Below are 17,556 nucleotides of genomic sequence, written 5' to 3'. Positions count from 1 at the left end.
AGATTGAAACTACAGCGAGCCTGATCCTCCTAAGCCAATCAAACGCTCGTGTTCCAAATCATTCGATGACGGACAAGCTGCGGTCTGGAACTCCATCCCTTCGCCGGACACACCGGGCGTGACGAACACCTGTCCTTGAATGCCTTTGGACTGCATCTCAATCGCCGCATTTGGGTCGATCAGGGCTTTCCGGAACAGGTCATTCTGGGCCGCTATTTCTGTCGCCTGAAGGCTGGTGTCGTTCTCGATGTCTTTTGTCGTCTCAGGGTTCAAAACCATCTCTCCTTTTGTTGTGCGACGTTCGGGGCTGATCCCCTTTTGGTGCTGGTTTTGAGCCGAGCCCTGAAAGGGCGTCGTCTCTAAAACCTGCCCCGTGGCGAACGCGGAGAGGGGCGAGACAGGACAAATCGACAAGAGTGGTGCGGCCCGCAGCGCAACGCGCGAGGACACGGTCTTGTCTATTTGTCTTGTCCGAGGGGGGAGGCCGCGCCTTCCCCCTGACGTCGGGGGGCGTTTGGCTTGTCCAAATCCCGCCTGACCACCAAAAAAGGCCAAAGGATCTTCGATCCTGCGGGAGCGCAAAAGGGATCGTCACCCGAACGGGCAGATCACCGCGGCATGAACCAACCATGACCCAAAGCCCCCTGCCTGGCTCGCAAGAGACGGATCAGGGGCTACTGGGACAGGGAGATCATGCTGGGGTGTTCTGGGTGGAAGCCGGTATGCCGGCTGAAAGCTAGAGCCCGGTCACGAGACGACAGGCTCGGGGTTTGCTAGATAGAGACAGAATGAACCTCGACGTTATTCACCAACCGGAATATACCCTCGACGGAGCTTTTGCTTTTCGAGTTTCTGTAGTGCATCAGCAGCCTGGGCTTCGTCATCATATGTCACCATCATGGCTTGCCCATTTGTGCCAATGCGCCCCCAGGTACGAAACACAGAAACTTCCCCAAACAGTGTCGGCTGCAATTCAATTCCATAAAACCGCGCCATGTTGACGTCCGGGTCCACGTGTATGAGGTGGACAGGTGTGGTGTCTGTCTGCTCCATAGCCCGATTATCCATTGGCGCCGCTCTTCTGTCCAATGACATTACAAGATCAATTCTTCGGAAAGGATTCTGACCCTGAATGGAGCTGGCATCGAATAAATCCGCTATTATTATCGCACCCTCCTGACCAATGTGTAAGAATAAGGATTGGCCATGCTTCGTCTTTTGCTATTTACGTTTGTGATAGGTCTTGCCGCCAACGCGAGTATGGCGCAGACGCCGCCTTCGGTTGGTGAGGTCTCGCATTACGACGGTCTCTTCGCAGCCGCTCACACCGGCAACGAAGAAATGATCCGGCAGCTCGTTGCGGCGGGGGCAAACGTCAACGCGCGGGACTCGCGAGGCCGCACGCCAGCCCATGTGGCAGCCTTTGCTTCAGAGGACGAGGCGTTGCGCGCGCTAGCCGAGGCCAGTGCTGACATGAACGCGCTAGAAGGTCAGGACTACGACGTGGTCACGATTGCGGCCGTTGCAAATGATCCAGAACTGATGACGCTCGCAATCGAGTTAGGCAATGATCCGGGCCTGACGACCAGCCCTTATGAAGGAACGGCGCTGATAGCGGCCGCGCATATCGGGCATGTCGAGATTGTCCGACGGCTGATCGCCGCTGGCGCGCCTCTGGACCATGTGAACAATCTGCACTGGACAGCAGTTATCGAAGCCGTTGTGCTTGGTGACGGCGGCCCGGATCATCTTGCGGTTCTGGATGCGTTGTTGGCGGCAGGTGCTGACCGATCGCTTGCCGATAGTAACGGAACTACGCCACTCGAACACGCCGAACTACGCGGGTTTGCTGAGATGGTAGAGCGGTTAAGAAGAGAGGACTGAGACCAGTTTGGCAAGCTGAAGCTTTGAGTTTCAATTGAAAGGCGCCGATGGCAGCTTGGATAAGACCGCCCTCAGATCAAGGTCTTCTCGTGGTAGGGTGGTGCTAAAGATGAATACATCTCACGGATGTCGGCAAAATGAACAAGATTAAAAAGCATGAGCAGGACTGCCAGAGCACATTTGTTTTAGCGAGGCGTGGTTTTCTTGGCGCATCAGTCTTTAGCGCACTGACGGTCGGAATGAGTAGCTCCGTCGCAGGTCAAACTTCTTCGAGTTCGGACAACGCGATACCTCAACCAAATGATCCCAACGATGCCACGTTCATGGAGCGCGCTTTCGAGATGCGTCAGTATGCAATTGACCATGGAGATCAGGGGTATGGTGCGGTTGTGGTGCGCGACAATGTAATTATTGGCCAATCATGGAGCAGGGTATTCTTGGATCAAGACCCCACGGGCCACGCTGAAATGGCGGCGATCAGGGACGCGGCGCGCCGTCTCAATGACCGAGAATTGCACGGAGCGGTCATGTATTCATCTTCCAGGCCATGTCTCATGTGTGAAGCAGCGGCTTTTTGGGCTGGGGTCGGTCACATGTTCTATGGCCGGGAAATCAGGAGCGCGGGATCTCCAAAGCTTTGCAGTTAGATAGGTTCAGCCACCAGCGAAGTTTCATTTTGGCTTCGCATCCCGCGGTGCGAAGTTTAGGCCCAAACCGGACATTCGCACCGCTGTCAAGGCTCTGCAGCCCGCCTAGCCGACACTAGCCTCGACAGCAAAATTGTTGGTACAGTATACCGGCACATGCGAAATAATGTGCCCGCGTGACACCAGCTCTGACACGCTTTCAGGTGTCAGCCCCACTCGGCATTCATGATTCTTGATTTATTTTGGAACGCCTATGAGCATTTTGCTACCCTCTCTCTTTGGTTTCCAGTGCGTGCAGAGATCACCTTTCCAGGATTCATGATTTCCCTCGGATCAATGGTGGCTTTGAGCGTTTTCATGAGATCGCGCTTGACTGGGTCCCCGTACACTTGATCGAGTGCCAACTTGTCTTGCCCCAGACCGTACTCCGCACTGAACGATCCATCGAGCTTTGCAACCAAATCGTAGATGCATGGAGAAATTTCGGTATGGATCTCTTCGAGAAAGGCAGAAGGATTGACTCCTTCTGGCGCAAGAACATTGAAATGTACGTTTCCGTCCCCGACGTGCCCATAAACGGAGAGGCGAGCACCTTGTCCAAAACGTTCAACGAGCGCCGCGCCAAGTTCTATGAACCTGGCCATATCCGAAATTCGAACTGAAATGTCGTGCTTGACTGAACCGCCGTTCAACACTTCGCCTTCTGGGATGTGTTCACGCAGATTCCAAAAGTCTTGCCTTTGTTGTTCGCTTGTCGCGATGACCCCGTCGACAATCAATTCGTCAGACATTCCATCTTCAAAAAACGCCTCGATGGCATGATCAAGGGAAAGCACCGGCGAAGAAGTCGAGGCTTCGATCAACACATAGTGTTTCGAGCTGCCAGACATAGGGCGGCGGAGTTCCGGTTTCATCGAAAGCAACAATTCGAGAGACTCTCCCGAGATGTATTCGAATGATGTAACGGCTTCGCCAGTGAATTGCTGAGCTTTTGCCAACAGAGGCATCAGGTCAACGATCCCGCTTATTGCCAAAAACCCAGTTACTCGGCTGATTGGGGGCAAAAACAGCCGCAAGGAAGCGGCGGTTATTATCCCAAGGGAGCCTTCGGCACCAATGAGAAGCTGATGCAATGCAAAGCCTCGATTGTCTTTTCGCAGCGGTGAAAGATTGCCTAGAATCTGACCGTCTGGCAGCACTGCCTCAAGCCCTAAGACTAAGTCACGAGCAATTCCATATCGAACAGCGGAAACGCCGCCTGCGTTTGTGGAGATGTTTCCGCCAATTTGGCACGACTGTTGTGAGCCGAGTGACAACGGAAACATTAGGTTCTCATGTTCTGCGGCGTCATGAATTTCAGAAAGGATGCAGCCTGCATCGACCGTGATTGAGAGGTTGTCGGCGTCAATCTCGCGCACTTTGTTCATGCGCTGAAGACTAATCAGAAGTTGTTGACCGCTGTCGTCAGGGGTACTGCCGCCGCAATAGCCTGTATTGCCGCCAACTGGGATCAGGGCAACACCGTGCATGTTGCAGAGCTTGACGACCTCGGCCACCTCTTCCGTTGAACGCGGGCGTAGCAAAGCTGGGCTGTTACCAGAGTACTTTTTTCTGAAGTCTGTCGTGTAACCGCCGATAATGTCCTGGTCTCGTACAACTATCTCCGCGGGTAATTCTGACAGTACAATTTCGTAGGATTTCATCGCGCGCCCCTTTTGAGTTTGGGGGCCATCCTAATGGGCACTTTTTACACGATATTTTGTTTTTGGGGCCAGAATGGGCATTCTGTGCGGTGTTGGCGGCTGCCAGGAAAATCAAACGGCGCGGCGGACAATGTACACCCTTCATCAGTTTCACGTAGCGCCTTCGAAGCACCGCGGACTTCTCTTGCACAGCGGCTACTTCTGTCGCTCGACTTCATTGAATCACCCAAACATCTTGCCACGACATATTGCGCCGCATGACCCATCTGATCCGACAGATTCTGCGGAAATCCTGCTGCCTTCGGCACAATCAACAGCAGCGATGCTTCTACCCTGTGAAAGGTCAAAGTGGATGGGAGGAACCTTTGGCACTGCATCGATTGTAACCACCAGCCAGACGTGCGTGAACGTCGAACTTTAGGTTGGCGTTCACGACGACGACCAGAAAACCAATCGACGTAGAACTTGTCATTGTCCGTTTGGGTTCGCCGCAGAGCTCGAATTTGGGCATGCGAGGGAGCTTTCCATCCACTCAAACCTTCAGAATGAGGAGATAAACTGAAGATGAAGAAGTTTCTGAGTTTCCTGGCAGCCGGTTCGGTCGCGATGCAGCTCGCTGTCCCCGCTTATGCAGCTGACATGCGCCTTAAGTTTGCTGGTGTATTTCCAGTGGATCATCAAGGTTCCAAGATGATGGAGCAAATCAAGACTGACATCGAGGCAGCTGATGTTGGCCTGAAAGTTTCGGTTTTTCCAGCCAACCAACTTGGTTCCGGCGAAGCGCTGTTCGAAGATGTTGCGCGCGGTAACATCGACTTTGCCACCGCGTTTCTCTACGCCGACACTGACCCTCGTCTCGAATTCTTGTCCATGCCATTTCTCGTGAGCAACTGGGACGAAATGGACGCGGTCATGAGGGACATGGACTCAGAGTTTAATACGTTGCTGCAGGAGATTCTGTCTGAGCACGGTGTTCGGTTGTTGGGGCAGAATCCAGAAGGTTTTGTAGGCATCGTCGCAACGGAAGAACCCGCCAACTGGAACAACTTCGGTGCGAAAGATATGAATATTCGTGTCTGGTCATCGAATGTTGTCAAGTCGATGGTTGAGACGCTGGGATATCAGGCAACCACAATGTCTTGGGGCGATATTTTCCCTGCAATCCAATCTGGTATCGTCGACGGCGCAATTTGCTGCACCAAAACAGCGACCTATTCGATATTCGCCCAAAGTGGTGTTGGAACGCATTTTGTTCAGTACAATTCGATCCCAGAAAACACCTCGTATTACGTGTCTGACAAGACCTGGGAAAAGCTGAATGACGATCAACGTGCTGTCGTGCAAGAAGCCTTTTCAAAGGCGTCCGACGACTTTTTCGCCTACAACCGCGAGAATGACGCGGTCTTCGAGCAAAAGCTGATCGACAGTGGCTACACGGTTCTGAAGCTGTCGCCCGAAGAGCAGCAAGAAATGGTCGAGAAAGTGCGCGCAGACATCTGGCCGATGCTGGAAGAAAGCGTCGGTAAAGAAAACATCGATCGTCTTCTTTCCAACCTGAACTAATCAATTCGCAACCATACGGGGCCGGCGCTTCAGCCGGCCCAAACATGTGGGTAAACAGCAAGGTAGGTCAGATGGCGCACATCACTGATATTTTGCCGCGAGGAATTCGAACTCCGCTTCAAGGCTCGTTGAGATTGATGCGCTGGGTCGTGGTCTTCTCAGGTCTTCTGATGTCGGTCACGTTCTTTGCAGTTGTAATCATTCGATATGGATTCAGCGGGGATTTGTTCGCGTACGAAGAGTGGCTTCTTACAATATGCTTCTGGGGTTTCTTTGCGGGCTCTGCATTAGCGTCAGAACGCGGGCACCACATCAACGCGGACATTCTTGGGATCATCATCAAGAGTCCAAAATTGCGCTGGTGGCGAAGGCTGATCGTTCTGACGATTGAGTTTCTCGTAACTGCGGCGATCCTTTATTGGGGTTACCTGATGCTCGCCGAAGAATTAGCTAAATTCCCAATCTGGAAGACCACACCAGCCCTGAAAATTCCATACTTCGCGTGGCGGCTCGCAATTTTCCTGGGCTTTCTCTTCATGACTATCTTCGCTGCTGCTTATCTCTACGCCCACATCAGGGGTGTGGAAATTGAAATTGACGATGACGGAGAGGCAGAGGAACTCAATAAAGAAGGGGAGGCGGGCAAATGATCATTGCAGGCAGCCTAATAATCATCTGCGGCATGTTGCTGCTTGGCGTAAGCGTGTATGTGGCATTCGGCGCCGTTCTTCTGTTTCTGGCGGCGATGGGTGGTCATGAAGTCGCTGGCTATCTTCCTTCCGGATCAACGAAACTGCGATCTCTTGTTCTACTTGCCATTCCGCTTTTCATGATTGCTGGTACGATCATGGAACGGGGGAGGATTGCCGCCCCGCTGGTCAGTCTGGCGGAGCTTTTCATCGGACACCTGAAGGGTGGTCTGAGCGCGGCAACAGTATTGGCCTGCGGAGTTTTTGGATCAATCTCTGGAGCGGCAAACGCCACGCTAACCTGCATCGGTAGTATCATGATGCCGCATCTGCGCCGGGCAAATTACCCCGAAGGGCAATCCGCTGCCCTTATTGTCTGCGCCAGCCCGTTGGGGCTTCTGATCCCACCAAGTGGAAATCACATTCTGTATGGCTGGGTAGCGCAGCAATCAGTTCTCAAGTGCTTTTTGTCAACAGTGATACCGGCGTTCATCCTGATCACCCTGCTCATCGTCGTGAATCAGTTCATGTTACGCAAACATGACGACATCGAGCTGCTCGAACGGCCACAAGACTTTGGTGTGGCATTTCGACAAAAAGCAACACTCGCTTTCCCGGCTCTGCTAATGCCTCTTATCATCCTTGGCGGTATATACGGTGGGATTATGACGCCAACCGAGGCCGCTGGCGTGGCGGTCGTTTATGCTATTCCAATCGCAATCTATGTCTACCGGGGCCTGAGCTGGCGGACGCTGGTTGACGCTCTTACAGACTCGGGCGTGATAATCGGAGTGGTCATGGTAATGATCTTCATGGTCCTGATAGTCGGCAAATTCCTGATCTTCGAAGACATCCCCAACATTGCAAAGGACCTGGTCTATTCCGTCTCCGAGAACCCAATCGTTATCTTGTTGATGGTCAACGTTGTCATGATCTTGATCGGAATGTTGATGGACGACATTAGTGGCCTTCTTTTGTCGACCCCAATCCTACTGCCCATTGTCCAGGGCGTAGGAATGGATCCGATCCACTTTGCGGCGGTGTTGGGTGTCAATTTGGGTATGGCGAACATCACGCCGCCGACTGCACCGCTGCTGTATCTTGGAGCCAAGATAACCAAGACGCCAGTTTCCAGCATGCTGCTGCCGACCTTGATCTTTATCATCTTTGCCTGGCTGCCGACCCTTGCACTGACAACGTTTGTTCCAGAGATCGCACTTTGGTTGCCGGAAATGCTTCTGGGATGATCCAGCAGTCGAACTCTTTAAATCCGAGTTTGAAATTCACAAAAAGCAGGGGGCGCACCAAATCTGGTGCGCCCCTTTTTTGGTTGCCATCTTTACATTCAAGACGCTTCTTCAACAGCGACACTAACCAATCGAACTTTGGGACGTATGGCTTCAAAGAACCATAACTCGCCGGGTGGATTCGCGAAAAAGGACCAAATGCCTAAATTTGCCGTCTTGAACGGCCTTAAGTGCCATTAGCAGAATTAACTGCCCGTGCGATCGGGTGCGACATAAAAATTTGTTTCGATCGGGCAGCGCAAAATATGCTGTTCCAAGGCATGTCCTACGGACATATCGGGAATGCCTGTTCGTAAGTTTATTAATTAAAAGCAATACTTTAAGTGATATTTGAGCTCAGAGACGAACGCTCGAGATTTCAATCTACAGGAGACTGCAAAATGACGAACGACCTCAAAAAAACTGCCGAACTTTTGGGCTTTATTGCAATTGGCCTTGCTTTCATTGGAGCCGTGGTAGTTGCATCGTTGGCATGATTTCTTCAAGCATGCTTGGATGCGTCACTCATCAGCAACATTTTGAATGAAAGCCGGCTTCGAACGCCGGCTTTCATTGTATTGGGGTTTTAGGCATCGGCATTTAGCGAGTGAGCGAGCACGCTGTGACGTGACTGCGGAAACGTGCTTCCGGCGAAGCACTACGGGGAGCAAAGACTCCTTGAGGAGCTACCGCTCAATGATCCAACACATAATGCCGAATGCCAGGAAAAAACGGAATTTGATGCGGATTTCAGGTCAATAAGAGCAGATAACGTCAAGCGAAACGGGTCTCAATAAAGAAACAGTCAGTCCTGATTGTAAATTGAGGAAGTCATGCCCGAACACCAAAATCGCTTTTCTGCCCTTGAAGAGAAAATCAAGGAAGCTGGCTTGGATGCATTTTTGCTTTCAACCAAAGACAGTATCTTCTACTTCACGGGCTTCCGTTATGAGCCTTTTGAACGCCCTTTTTTCATTGTAGTTCGCCCAGACGTCGAACCGGTTTTTCTAACGCCTCGAATCGAGGCGGAGAACATGGCGACGATTGCCGTGCCGCACCGGATCGTCGAGTATATTGATTACCCAGCCCCTGCAGGTGGCAGCTACATCGAAGCCTTACAGAGCGTTCTGCCTGTTGATGCAAACATCGGCGTCGAAATGTCGATCACGGGCGAGTTGCTGGTATCGCTCGCTGGTTGGTCACCGCAGGTTTTGCCACTCGTGGAACAGCTCCGAATGGTCAAGAGTCCCGCCGAGATCGCTGCGATCCGCTTGGCAGCAAAGTATTCAGACCGCGGTCTGATGCTTGCCATGGAAATTGCCCAACTTGGTAGCCGCATTTTTCAGACAGACCACGCGAACGCCCTGCTGCGAGATGAGATCATCCGACAAGAGGGGCATCTTGACCCCTATATCTCAAGCATTTGGCAGGGAATTTGGGCCGCGCCGTACAGTGCTCAACCCCACCGTTTTCCAGAGCCCCAGGACACGTTGATTGAAGGCCCAAATGTCGGTCTCTCCTTTTTACGTGTGAATGGGTATTCCGCAGAAACCGAACGGACATTCTTTGTTTCTTCTCCCAGCAAAGAAGATACCGAGGTTTTCAACACTATGGTCGAGGCCGGCCGCATCGGTTTTGCATCGCTGCGCCCAGGCACAAGTTGCCACGAAATCGACCACAAGGTGATGAGTTTTCTTCGCGCCGAAGGCTTTGGAAACAACCTGCTGCATCGTACTGGCCACGGGATCGGTATGGGGGGCCACGAGGGCCCCTGGGTGGCAGAAGGCAGCAACGACATCCTTCAAGAAAACATGGTGATCAGTATCGAGCCGGGCATCTATTGGCGCGGTCAGGGAGGGTTCCGTCATTCGGATACGGTTTTGATCACGGCTGATGGATACGAGCTGCTCACGGACATGCCACGAGACATCGCATCGATGACTCTGAGCGTCTGACCTTCGAATTCCAATCAAACCAACAAGGAGAATACCAATGAAACACATGCTTTTCGCAAGTGTAGCGGCACTTTCAATCAGCACTTCTGGCGCTACGGCAATTGCAGCTGATGTAACCCTGAATCTATCCAACGAGTATTCTGCCACTTCTATTCACGGTGTGGGAGACGCCCGATTTGCTGATCTGGTCGCCGAGAAGACCGGTGGGACGGTTGAAGTGGTTGTCCATTATGGTGGTGCCCTGGGTTACAAATCGGCCGATCATTTCGACGCGGTGGGTGAAGGTGCACTCGAGATTGCAGACACCTATGGTGGCGCCCTTGGTGGCATCGATCCGTTGTTTCTGATCTCATCGCTGCCATTCTTTGTGACCACGGTTGAAGAAGCCGAGTTGCTATACAAAGTGGCAGAGCCGGAGTTCAAAAAAGTATTCGAGGACAACAACCAAATCCTGCTCTATGCATCGCCTTGGCCACCTTCAGGCATCTGGGCCAGCGATGCTAAGGACTCCTCTGATGCATTGGCTGGTCTAAAAATCAGAACATATGACAAGAATGGAACGACCGCGCTGAACGAACTTGGGGCCGCTGCGGTGCGTCTTTCCTGGGCTGACGTAGTTCCCTCAATTTCCACCGGAGCTATCGATGCTGTCCTGACATCGGCCGAAGGCGGTGTGTCTGGCAGCTTCTGGGAACACTTCGATACATTCACCGAGATCTACAACTACGCGATCCCGCTGAACTTCGTTCATATATCGAAGGACACCTTTGATACTCTCAGCGAAGAGCAGCAAGTCGCCGTTCTTGAGGCTGCAGCCGAAACCCGGGAACTGAATTGGGCCGCAATCCCAGAGCGCCTGGCCACCACCTACGGTCAGCTGGCCGAAAACAACGTAGAAGTAGTTACTTCGAGCGATGATGCTTATCGCGCGGCCCTGCAGATTGCGGGGGAAGCGGCACTAACAGAATGGCTCGAAAGCACTGGTGACCGAGGCCAGGCCCTGATCGACGCCTTCAATGCGGCCAAAACCCAATAAAACAAAGCTGACTGCGGTTCTCCTTAGCACCGCAGTCGTTCCTTGGGAGGCACTATGCGATACTATATACGCACCATCGATGCCGCGTCCTACCTTGCTTTAATCTGCGCGGGCGCCATTCTTATCTACGCGGTTTCACACATTCTGCTCGAAACTGCTCTGCGGTCGATTTTCGACACCTCAACTCATGTGTTGGATGAATTTATTGGCTTCGCAGTCCTGTCGATCACATTTCTGTCCCTGTCCTGGACCTTGCGGGATGGAGGAATGATCCGCGTCAATATTCTCACTGACAGATTGCCCCGTCGCTCCCAGCAATGGTTGGAGTTTGTCGTTGCTCTGAGTGCCACCGGCATGGGTGCGTTCTTTTGCACGTTTCTCTGGCGCAATCTGGCAAAAAATTGGAAGCGCGGGGCAGTAAGTGAAAGCGTAGCTGAAGTGCCACTGTGGATTCCCGACCTGATCGTCTTTGTCGGCGCCTGTCTACTGGTTCTGCAACTGTCGACATTGGCCATTCGACCTTTCACTGAAAAATCTCAAGAGGGCTGACCATGGATCCCGTTACAACGGCAATTGCCGTATTCGCCTTGATGCTTGTTGTGCTGGCTTCCGGTATGTGGGTTTTTCTCGCTCTTGCCACTGCAGCTGCAATTTCTCTGTTTGCGTTTATGGGGTTCTCCCCAGACAAAATCGGTGCGATTGCCAGCCGGATCATAGTTCGTAGTGCTTCCTCGTGGGAGCTCGCCGCAGTACCGATGTTTATCTGGATGGGCGAAATAATGTTCCGCACGGATATCTCCGAGCGGCTCTACAAGGGCCTCTCACCTCTTGTTTCAAAAATACCCGGTGGGCTCCTGCACACCAATGTTCTCGGTTCTGCGCTTTTTGCCGCTGTATCCGGGTCCAGCGCTGCGACCACTGCGACTGTGGGTCGTATCACCACAAGTGAACTGAACCGTCGAGGCTATTCTCAAAGCCTTGCACTGGGTTCGCTTGCCGGAGCGGGCAGCCTTGGCCTCCTGATCCCGCCGTCAATCGTCTTGATCATCTATGGCGTGCTCGCAGAGGTCTCGATTGCGAAACTATTCATCGCAGGTGTGGTTCCAGGGATAATGATCGCAGCATTCTACGCAGCCTACCTTGCAGCAAGATGTGCTATTTCGCCTGGGCTGGCTCCCCATGACCCAATCGACCAAGAGGATGCGCGCTTCAGTGCGATCGCAAGTAACCTTGCTCCGGTTCTGGGTCTTATCCTTGTGGTTCTTGGATCGATCTACACCGGGTGGTCGACGCCATCCGAAGCAGCCGCGATCGGCGTCTTCGCGGCACTGTGCTTTGCGGCAATAAGTCGACAATTGTCTCGTTCGATGTTGGCTGAGTCACTTGTCAATGCACTGAAAACATCATGCATGGTCTGCGCCATTTTGATGTGCGCTGCATTCCTGTCGTCCGCGATCGGCTACATGCATATACCTCGCAATATTGCCGTTGCAATCGATGCACTGAGCCTCTCACCCTATGTGTTGATCGCATCGCTGGCGCTCTTCTACATTCTTCTCGGGTTCTTTCTTGATGGCATCTCGATCATCGTGATGAGCCTGCCGATCACATTGCCTGTGGTGATTGCGGCGGGGTTTGACCCAATATGGTACGGTATTTTTCTCGTGATCATGATAGAACTTGGCCAAATGACGCCACCGGTTGGGTTCAACCTATTCGTTATCCAAGGGTTCTCTGGAGTACCCATCCATAAGGTAGCCATTTATGCGATACCTTTCTTCCTGTTAATGTGTTTTGCGGTGCTGTTGATGGTTATTTTTCCACAAATTGCTCTTTGGCTTCCGGGATACTTGGCGGGATAAATTGAAATGGATCAGAGTGTTAAACCAAGAAGAACGCAGGCCGAAAGATCTGCAGCAACCCAAGCAAAAATCCTTGAAGCTGCGGAGTTCTTAATTGCGGAAAGAGGGCTGGCGCATATCTCCACGCAGGACATCGCCCATCATGCGAATGTCTCACGAGGAGCAATGTTACATCATTTCCCGTCGCGGGCGGTGCTCATTCAGGCGGTATATGCCACCATGCTAATGCGTGAAGCCGAAAAATTGCGTGCTTTCGCAAGAGCTCTGAAACCTGGCCAGAATAGACTAAAGGCACTGACTGAATACATTTGGCTAAGATATCAGAGTGGCATCTTTCAGGTGTCTTTAGACTATATTTCTGAGGCGCGGGTTGATGCTGTTGAACTTGCCTATGTTTCGACCGAGTCTCGAAAGTTCAACGAGGCGCTCAACGATGTATGGCATGTCGAACTTGAAGCGTTCGGTTGTGATGTGGACACGCGGCAGGCATTGATGAACGAGTTCATGTGCCTTGTGAGAGGTATGGCGTTCCAAAGTCAGTGGCGAGATGATCCGAACTACTTTCAGGAAATGCTGCAAAACTGGCTTGTCAGAGCACGATCTATTTTAATCCCACTAAACACAAAGGATTAACTGCAGCACAAAATGCTGTGATTTTGAAAATCTCAGCGGAAGATGCTAAACTTGGCTTCAAAACGCACTTTCCTTTGGGTGTCTTTCAGTACTCTGAATGCAAAGTTAAAACGGGAAAGAAGCCGATGCTCTCCAATTCACTCATCGAAAAAGATCGCGCCCATTACTTCCACCCTGTTGTTCCAATCCGGGAGCATGAGCACCGCGGAGTTACAGTCATGCAGTCGGGCAAGGGAGTGTTCCTGACCGACGCAGAAGGCAACGAACTGCTTGATGGCTTTGCCGGCCTCTGGTGCGTAAATGCAGGTTATGGTCATGAAAACGTGGTCCAGGCCGCGGCGGAACAAATGCTCCGTTTGCCTTATGCAACTGGGTACTTCCACTTTGGCAGCGAGCCTGCAATTGAACTGGCTGCCAAATTGGCGGAACTGTCGCCCGGCGATCTGGATCATGTTTTCTTCACTTTGGGTGGTTCGGACGCAGTCGACACCGTAATCCGCATGGTGCGCTACTACTTCAACGCGCGTGAGGAAGGCACGAAGAAACACTTTATCGCACTGGAAAAGGGATATCACGGCTCCTCTTCAAACGGCGCTGGCCTGACCGCTCTGCCCGTCTTCCAAGAAAAGTTCGACCTTCCAATGCAGTGGCAACACCACATCGCGTCGCCGTTCCCATATCGCAACGAGGCAACCACCGACGAAGAGATCATCGCTCAGGGAGTTGCAAACCTGAAAGCCAAAGTGGCTCAACTTGGCGCTGAAAATGTGGCCGCCTTCATCATGGAATTGGTGCAGGGTTCTGGTGGAGTGATCGTGCTGCCCGAAGGTTACGCTAAAGCGATGCAGGACACCTGCCGCAAACTGGGAATCCTGTTCATAGTAGATGAGGTTATCACAGGTTTCGGCCGGACCGGCCCCATGTTCGGGTGTGAACACGAAGGGCTGACGCCCGACTTCCTGACGACAGCCAAGGGCTTGACGTCCGGCTACGCTCCGATGGGTGCGGTATTCGTCTCGGATGCCGTCTATCAAACCATCGCTGATGCTGCTCCCGAAGGCGTGCCGTTCGGCCATGGCTTTACCTATTCCGGCCACCCTGTAAGTGCCGCTGTGGCACTTGAGGTCATCAAGCTTTATGAAGGCGGGCTGATTGAGAACTCGAAAAGGGTTGGGGCCTATTTTGAACAGCAGCTCAAGACCCTACTCGATCATCCCGTCGTAGGCGAAGTGCGCGCAAAAGGGCTCCTTGCAGGGATCGAAATCGTTTCAAACAAGGACTCCAAGGCCAAACCCGCCAAGGAAAAAAATGTCGCGCGACGCTTGGCTAAAGCTGGCTATGAAAACGGGGTGATTTTCCGTGCCTTTGCCGATGACGTCATCGGCCTTGCCCCGCCCATTTGTATCACCGAAGCCGAGGTAGACCTGTTAATCAGCCGCCTCCGCGCAACTCTGGACACCATTTTGGACGTAGAAGGATAAACTCATGAAACTGTCTGACTTCAAAGCTCTTACATTCGATGTCTATGGTACTTTGCTCGACTGGGAAACAGGCATGGTCACCGGGCTGAAACCCCTGACCGACCGGGTTAGCCGCAGCCTAACGCGCGATGATGTTCTTGAGGCGCATGCGTTTTATGAAAGTACAACGCAACGCTATACGCCGTCGAAGAAGTACTACGAGTTGTTGCCCGTGGTGTATCGCCGTCTGGCAGAGGAATGGGGCGTCGAAGTGACCTGGGAAGAATGCGAGGCCTACGGAAGGGCTGCACGCCATTGGCCAGCCTTTGACGATACCATCGAGGCCCTGACCTACCTGAAGAAGCACTTCAAGCTGGTGGTGCTGACTAACACTGACAACCTCACCTTCTCGGGTGCCAATACTCGCCTTGGTGTACATTTTGACGGCGTTTATACCGCAGAGGATGTAGGCAGCTACAAACCGTTCGACCGCAATTTCGATTACATGCTCGAAATGCTGAAACGGCAAGGGATCGAGAAGAACGAAATCCTGCATACAGCCGAAAGCATGTTTCACGACCATGCACCTGCCAACAATTACGAGCTGGCCAATTGCTGGATTTACCGCCGACACGATCAAGAAGGTTTCGGCGCCACCATGAACCCCGGTGAAATGCCGAAGTACGATTTCCGATTCAACAGCATGATGGACATGGCGAAGGCACATCAGGCAGAGTTGGCTGGCTAAGCAAAAGGAGGAAAGAATATGGTGGGGAACCCGAAGCTTGACCGGATCGACATCAATATTCTTTCCACTCTGCAGACGCAGGGCAACATCACCAATGTGAATTTGGCTGAGGCTGTGGGCTTGTCTCCCAGCCCCTGCCTCCAACGGGTGAAGCGGCTTGAAAAAGCGGGCTACATCCAAAATTACCGGGCCGTCATCAACCTCAAGAAACTTGGTGAACATGTAACGGTTTTCACTGAAGTCACGCTTGCAGACCATCGCCGAAAGGACTTCGTGAGGTTTGAGAACGAAATCCGCAAGCATGACAACGTAGTGGATTGCTACTTGCTGAGTGGCGGATACGATTACCTGTTGAAGTTTGTGGCACGCGGTGTGTCCCAGTACCAGGAGATCATGGAGGATCTGCTGGAACGGAACCTCGGCATCGACAAGTATTTCTCCTACATTGTGATCAAGCCGGTTGTCGAGAAGCACAGCGTGCCGATTCAGGATCTGGTCGACCGGGACTAAGGCCCGACAGAAAATGCCGAAGTTCTGACAAACAAAGCACAGAATGCTGGCCGACTGGCAAAATCAAGATTTCCGCCCGCATAAACTCGATAGGATTCTTCCAACTGCTGGAGTTGGAAATTATGAACCTTCAAGACATCTCTCTGTTTCGTCAGCAAAATCTGGTCGCGGGCGAATGGATCAACGCCGACAACGGTGCGACGATCGAAGTGGATAACCCCTCAACACTTTCTGTTGTTGGCACTGTACCAAATTGCGGTTTTGACGAAACGAACCGTGCTATCACAGCCGCTGAAGCCTGCTTCGCCACCTTTCGCAAGACCACTGCAGCACATCGTGGGGCGCTGTTGGAAAAGTGGTACGTCCTGATCATGGAAGCTCAAGACGACCTGGCCACGCTCATGACGCTCGAACAAGGAAAGCCATTTGCGGAATCCAAAGGTGAGATCGCTTATGCCGCGTCCTTCGTGAAGTGGTTCGCCGAAGAAGGCAAACGCGTCTACGGCGAGACAATTCCAAGCCCGGTCCAAGACCGTCGCATCATTGTGCAGAAGCAGGCCGTTGGCGTCTGTGCAATCATCACGCCCTGGAACTTTCCGGCCGCGATGATTACCCGAAAAATTGCACCGGCATTGGCGGCGGGTTGCCCGGTGGTCATTAAGCCTTCGGAGTTCACTCCTTTCACGGCTCTCGCATTGGGTGTGCTGGCTGAGCGGGCTGGCTTTCCCGCTGGCGCGGTCAACATCGTCACGGGTGACCCGGCAGGCGTCGGTGGCGCGCTGACCAGCAACCCTGCAGTGCGTAAGTTGTCCTTCACCGGATCCACGCGCGTGGGCAAACTGCTGATGGAACAATGTGCAGGCACCATGAAACGCCTCAGCCTTGAGTTGGGCGGCAACGCACCGTTCATCATTTTCGAAGATGCCGACTTGGATCTTGCCGTCGAAGGCGTCATGGCGTCGAAGTTCCGCAATGGAGGGCAGACCTGCGTTTGCGCCAATCGGATCTTTGTCCAGGCCGGCGTCTACGATGCCTTCGCTAATAAGCTGGCAGCCGTTGTAGGTAACATGAAGTTGGGCGATGGATTCCAGGACGGTGTCGAAATTGGTCCCATGATCAATGAAGCCGCGATTACCAAGATTAAGTCGCACCTGGATGATGCCGTGGCAAAGGGTGGCACCGTCATTGTCGGAGGTAAGCAGGAAGACGCGAGCACACGTTTCATCAGCCCGGCTGTTGTGACCGGTGTGACGACCAAGATGCTCATGGCTGACGAAGAGACGTTTGGTCCTGTCGCCCCGCTCTTCAAATTCGATACCGAAAGTGAAGTACTTGCTGCGGCCAATGCCACTCCTTACGGGCTGGCGGCCTATTTCTATACCAACGATTTAACCCGTACATTCCGTGTCAGCGAGGAGCTGGAAACCGGCATGATTGGTATCAATGTCGGCGGGTTTGCCACTGAAGTCGCGCCCTTCGGCGGCATCAAGGAAAGTGGTCTGGGTCGCGAGGGTGCCCACCACGGCATCGACGAATACCTTGAGGTTAAAACGCTGCACATCGGCGGCATCGCATAAGGA

Annotated in this window: 17 protein-coding genes; 14 read left to right on the top strand and 3 right to left on the bottom strand. The window is 52.7% G+C overall.

All coding sequences use genetic code 11. The features are described 5' to 3' along the window. Window positions 1-9: 9 nt before the first annotated feature. The gene (locus tag AC2FEE_RS21880) at window positions 10-279 is read right to left on the bottom strand and encodes a hypothetical protein (protein WP_496867485.1); all 270 of its coding nucleotides are present in this window, start codon (window positions 277-279) and stop codon (window positions 10-12) included. Between the two features lie 522 nt (window positions 280-801). Next, complete coding sequence (locus AC2FEE_RS21875; protein ID WP_496867484.1) at window positions 802-1,053, bottom strand: WGR domain-containing protein; 252 nt, start codon at window positions 1,051-1,053, stop codon at window positions 802-804. A gap of 207 nt (window positions 1,054-1,260) precedes the next feature. Between AC2FEE_RS21875 and AC2FEE_RS21870 the strand changes: the two genes are divergently transcribed. Together AC2FEE_RS21870 and AC2FEE_RS21865 are read left to right on the top strand one after the other, a co-directional pair. Beyond that, on the top strand, window positions 1,261-1,884 hold the full coding sequence (locus AC2FEE_RS21870) for an ankyrin repeat domain-containing protein (RefSeq protein WP_496867483.1): 624 nt from the start codon (window positions 1,261-1,263) through the stop codon (window positions 1,882-1,884). A gap of 137 nt (window positions 1,885-2,021) precedes the next feature. Then, window positions 2,022-2,531, top strand: a complete 510-nt coding sequence (locus tag AC2FEE_RS21865; protein WP_496867482.1) for a nucleoside deaminase — start codon at window positions 2,022-2,024, stop codon at window positions 2,529-2,531. 251 nt (window positions 2,532-2,782) lie between these two features. Here AC2FEE_RS21865 and AC2FEE_RS21860 read toward each other — a convergent pair whose 3' ends face one another. Further along, window positions 2,783-4,234 carry an FAD-binding oxidoreductase gene (locus tag AC2FEE_RS21860; protein WP_496867481.1) on the bottom strand — a complete coding sequence of 484 codons (1,452 nt, stop codon included), beginning with the start codon at window positions 4,232-4,234 and terminating at the stop codon, window positions 2,783-2,785. Window positions 4,235-4,798: 564 nt separating this feature from the next. On the opposite strand from AC2FEE_RS21860, the gene dctP reads away from it, so the two are divergent. From dctP to AC2FEE_RS21800, 12 genes are all read left to right on the top strand, one after another. Continuing rightward, on the top strand, window positions 4,799-5,797 hold the full coding sequence (dctP, locus tag AC2FEE_RS21855; protein ID WP_496867479.1) for a TRAP transporter substrate-binding protein DctP: 999 nt from the start codon (window positions 4,799-4,801) through the stop codon (window positions 5,795-5,797). Between the two features lie 71 nt (window positions 5,798-5,868). Beyond that, complete coding sequence (locus AC2FEE_RS21850; RefSeq protein ID WP_496867478.1) at window positions 5,869-6,447, top strand: TRAP transporter small permease; 579 nt, start codon at window positions 5,869-5,871, stop codon at window positions 6,445-6,447. After that, complete coding sequence (locus AC2FEE_RS21845; protein ID WP_496867477.1) at window positions 6,444-7,733, top strand: TRAP transporter large permease; 1,290 nt, start codon at window positions 6,444-6,446, stop codon at window positions 7,731-7,733. The genes AC2FEE_RS21850 and AC2FEE_RS21845 overlap by 4 nt, the downstream gene beginning before the upstream one ends. A gap of 872 nt (window positions 7,734-8,605) precedes the next feature. Continuing rightward, window positions 8,606-9,727 carry a M24 family metallopeptidase gene (locus AC2FEE_RS21840; protein WP_480596676.1) on the top strand — a complete coding sequence of 374 codons (1,122 nt, stop codon included), beginning with the start codon at window positions 8,606-8,608 and terminating at the stop codon, window positions 9,725-9,727. A gap of 37 nt (window positions 9,728-9,764) precedes the next feature. Then, window positions 9,765-10,763 (top strand): TRAP transporter substrate-binding protein, encoded by a 999-nt coding sequence (locus AC2FEE_RS21835; RefSeq protein ID WP_496867475.1) that lies wholly within the window; start codon window positions 9,765-9,767, stop codon window positions 10,761-10,763. A 54-nt stretch (window positions 10,764-10,817) separates the two neighbouring features. Then, on the top strand, window positions 10,818-11,312 hold the full coding sequence (locus AC2FEE_RS21830) for a TRAP transporter small permease (RefSeq protein WP_496867474.1): 495 nt from the start codon (window positions 10,818-10,820) through the stop codon (window positions 11,310-11,312). 2 nt (window positions 11,313-11,314) lie between these two features. Continuing rightward, complete coding sequence (locus AC2FEE_RS21825) at window positions 11,315-12,625, top strand: TRAP transporter large permease (protein WP_496867472.1); 1,311 nt, start codon at window positions 11,315-11,317, stop codon at window positions 12,623-12,625. Window positions 12,626-12,631: 6 nt separating this feature from the next. Beyond that, on the top strand, window positions 12,632-13,258 hold the full coding sequence (locus AC2FEE_RS21820) for a TetR/AcrR family transcriptional regulator (protein WP_480596684.1): 627 nt from the start codon (window positions 12,632-12,634) through the stop codon (window positions 13,256-13,258). Between the two features lie 17 nt (window positions 13,259-13,275). Further along, the gene (locus AC2FEE_RS21815) at window positions 13,276-14,739 is read left to right on the top strand and encodes an aminotransferase class III-fold pyridoxal phosphate-dependent enzyme (RefSeq protein WP_496867470.1); all 1,464 of its coding nucleotides are present in this window, start codon (window positions 13,276-13,278) and stop codon (window positions 14,737-14,739) included. A gap of 4 nt (window positions 14,740-14,743) precedes the next feature. Beyond that, a complete protein-coding gene (locus tag AC2FEE_RS21810; RefSeq protein ID WP_496867468.1) occupies window positions 14,744-15,466 on the top strand; it encodes a haloacid dehalogenase type II in 723 nt (240 codons plus the stop codon). Window positions 15,467-15,484: 18 nt separating this feature from the next. Then, the gene (locus AC2FEE_RS21805; RefSeq protein WP_496867467.1) at window positions 15,485-15,976 is read left to right on the top strand and encodes an Lrp/AsnC family transcriptional regulator; all 492 of its coding nucleotides are present in this window, start codon (window positions 15,485-15,487) and stop codon (window positions 15,974-15,976) included. Between the two features lie 122 nt (window positions 15,977-16,098). Continuing rightward, window positions 16,099-17,553, top strand: coding sequence for an NAD-dependent succinate-semialdehyde dehydrogenase (locus AC2FEE_RS21800; protein WP_480596692.1), 1,455 nt, complete (start codon window positions 16,099-16,101; stop codon window positions 17,551-17,553). The last annotated feature ends 3 nt before the right edge of the window (window positions 17,554-17,556 follow it).

The sequence above is a fragment of the Ruegeria sp. YTSC199 genome (assembly GCF_059609725.1).
The sequence above is the reverse complement of the archived record's forward strand: the minus strand, read 5'-3'. Positions and strand labels throughout refer to the sequence as shown.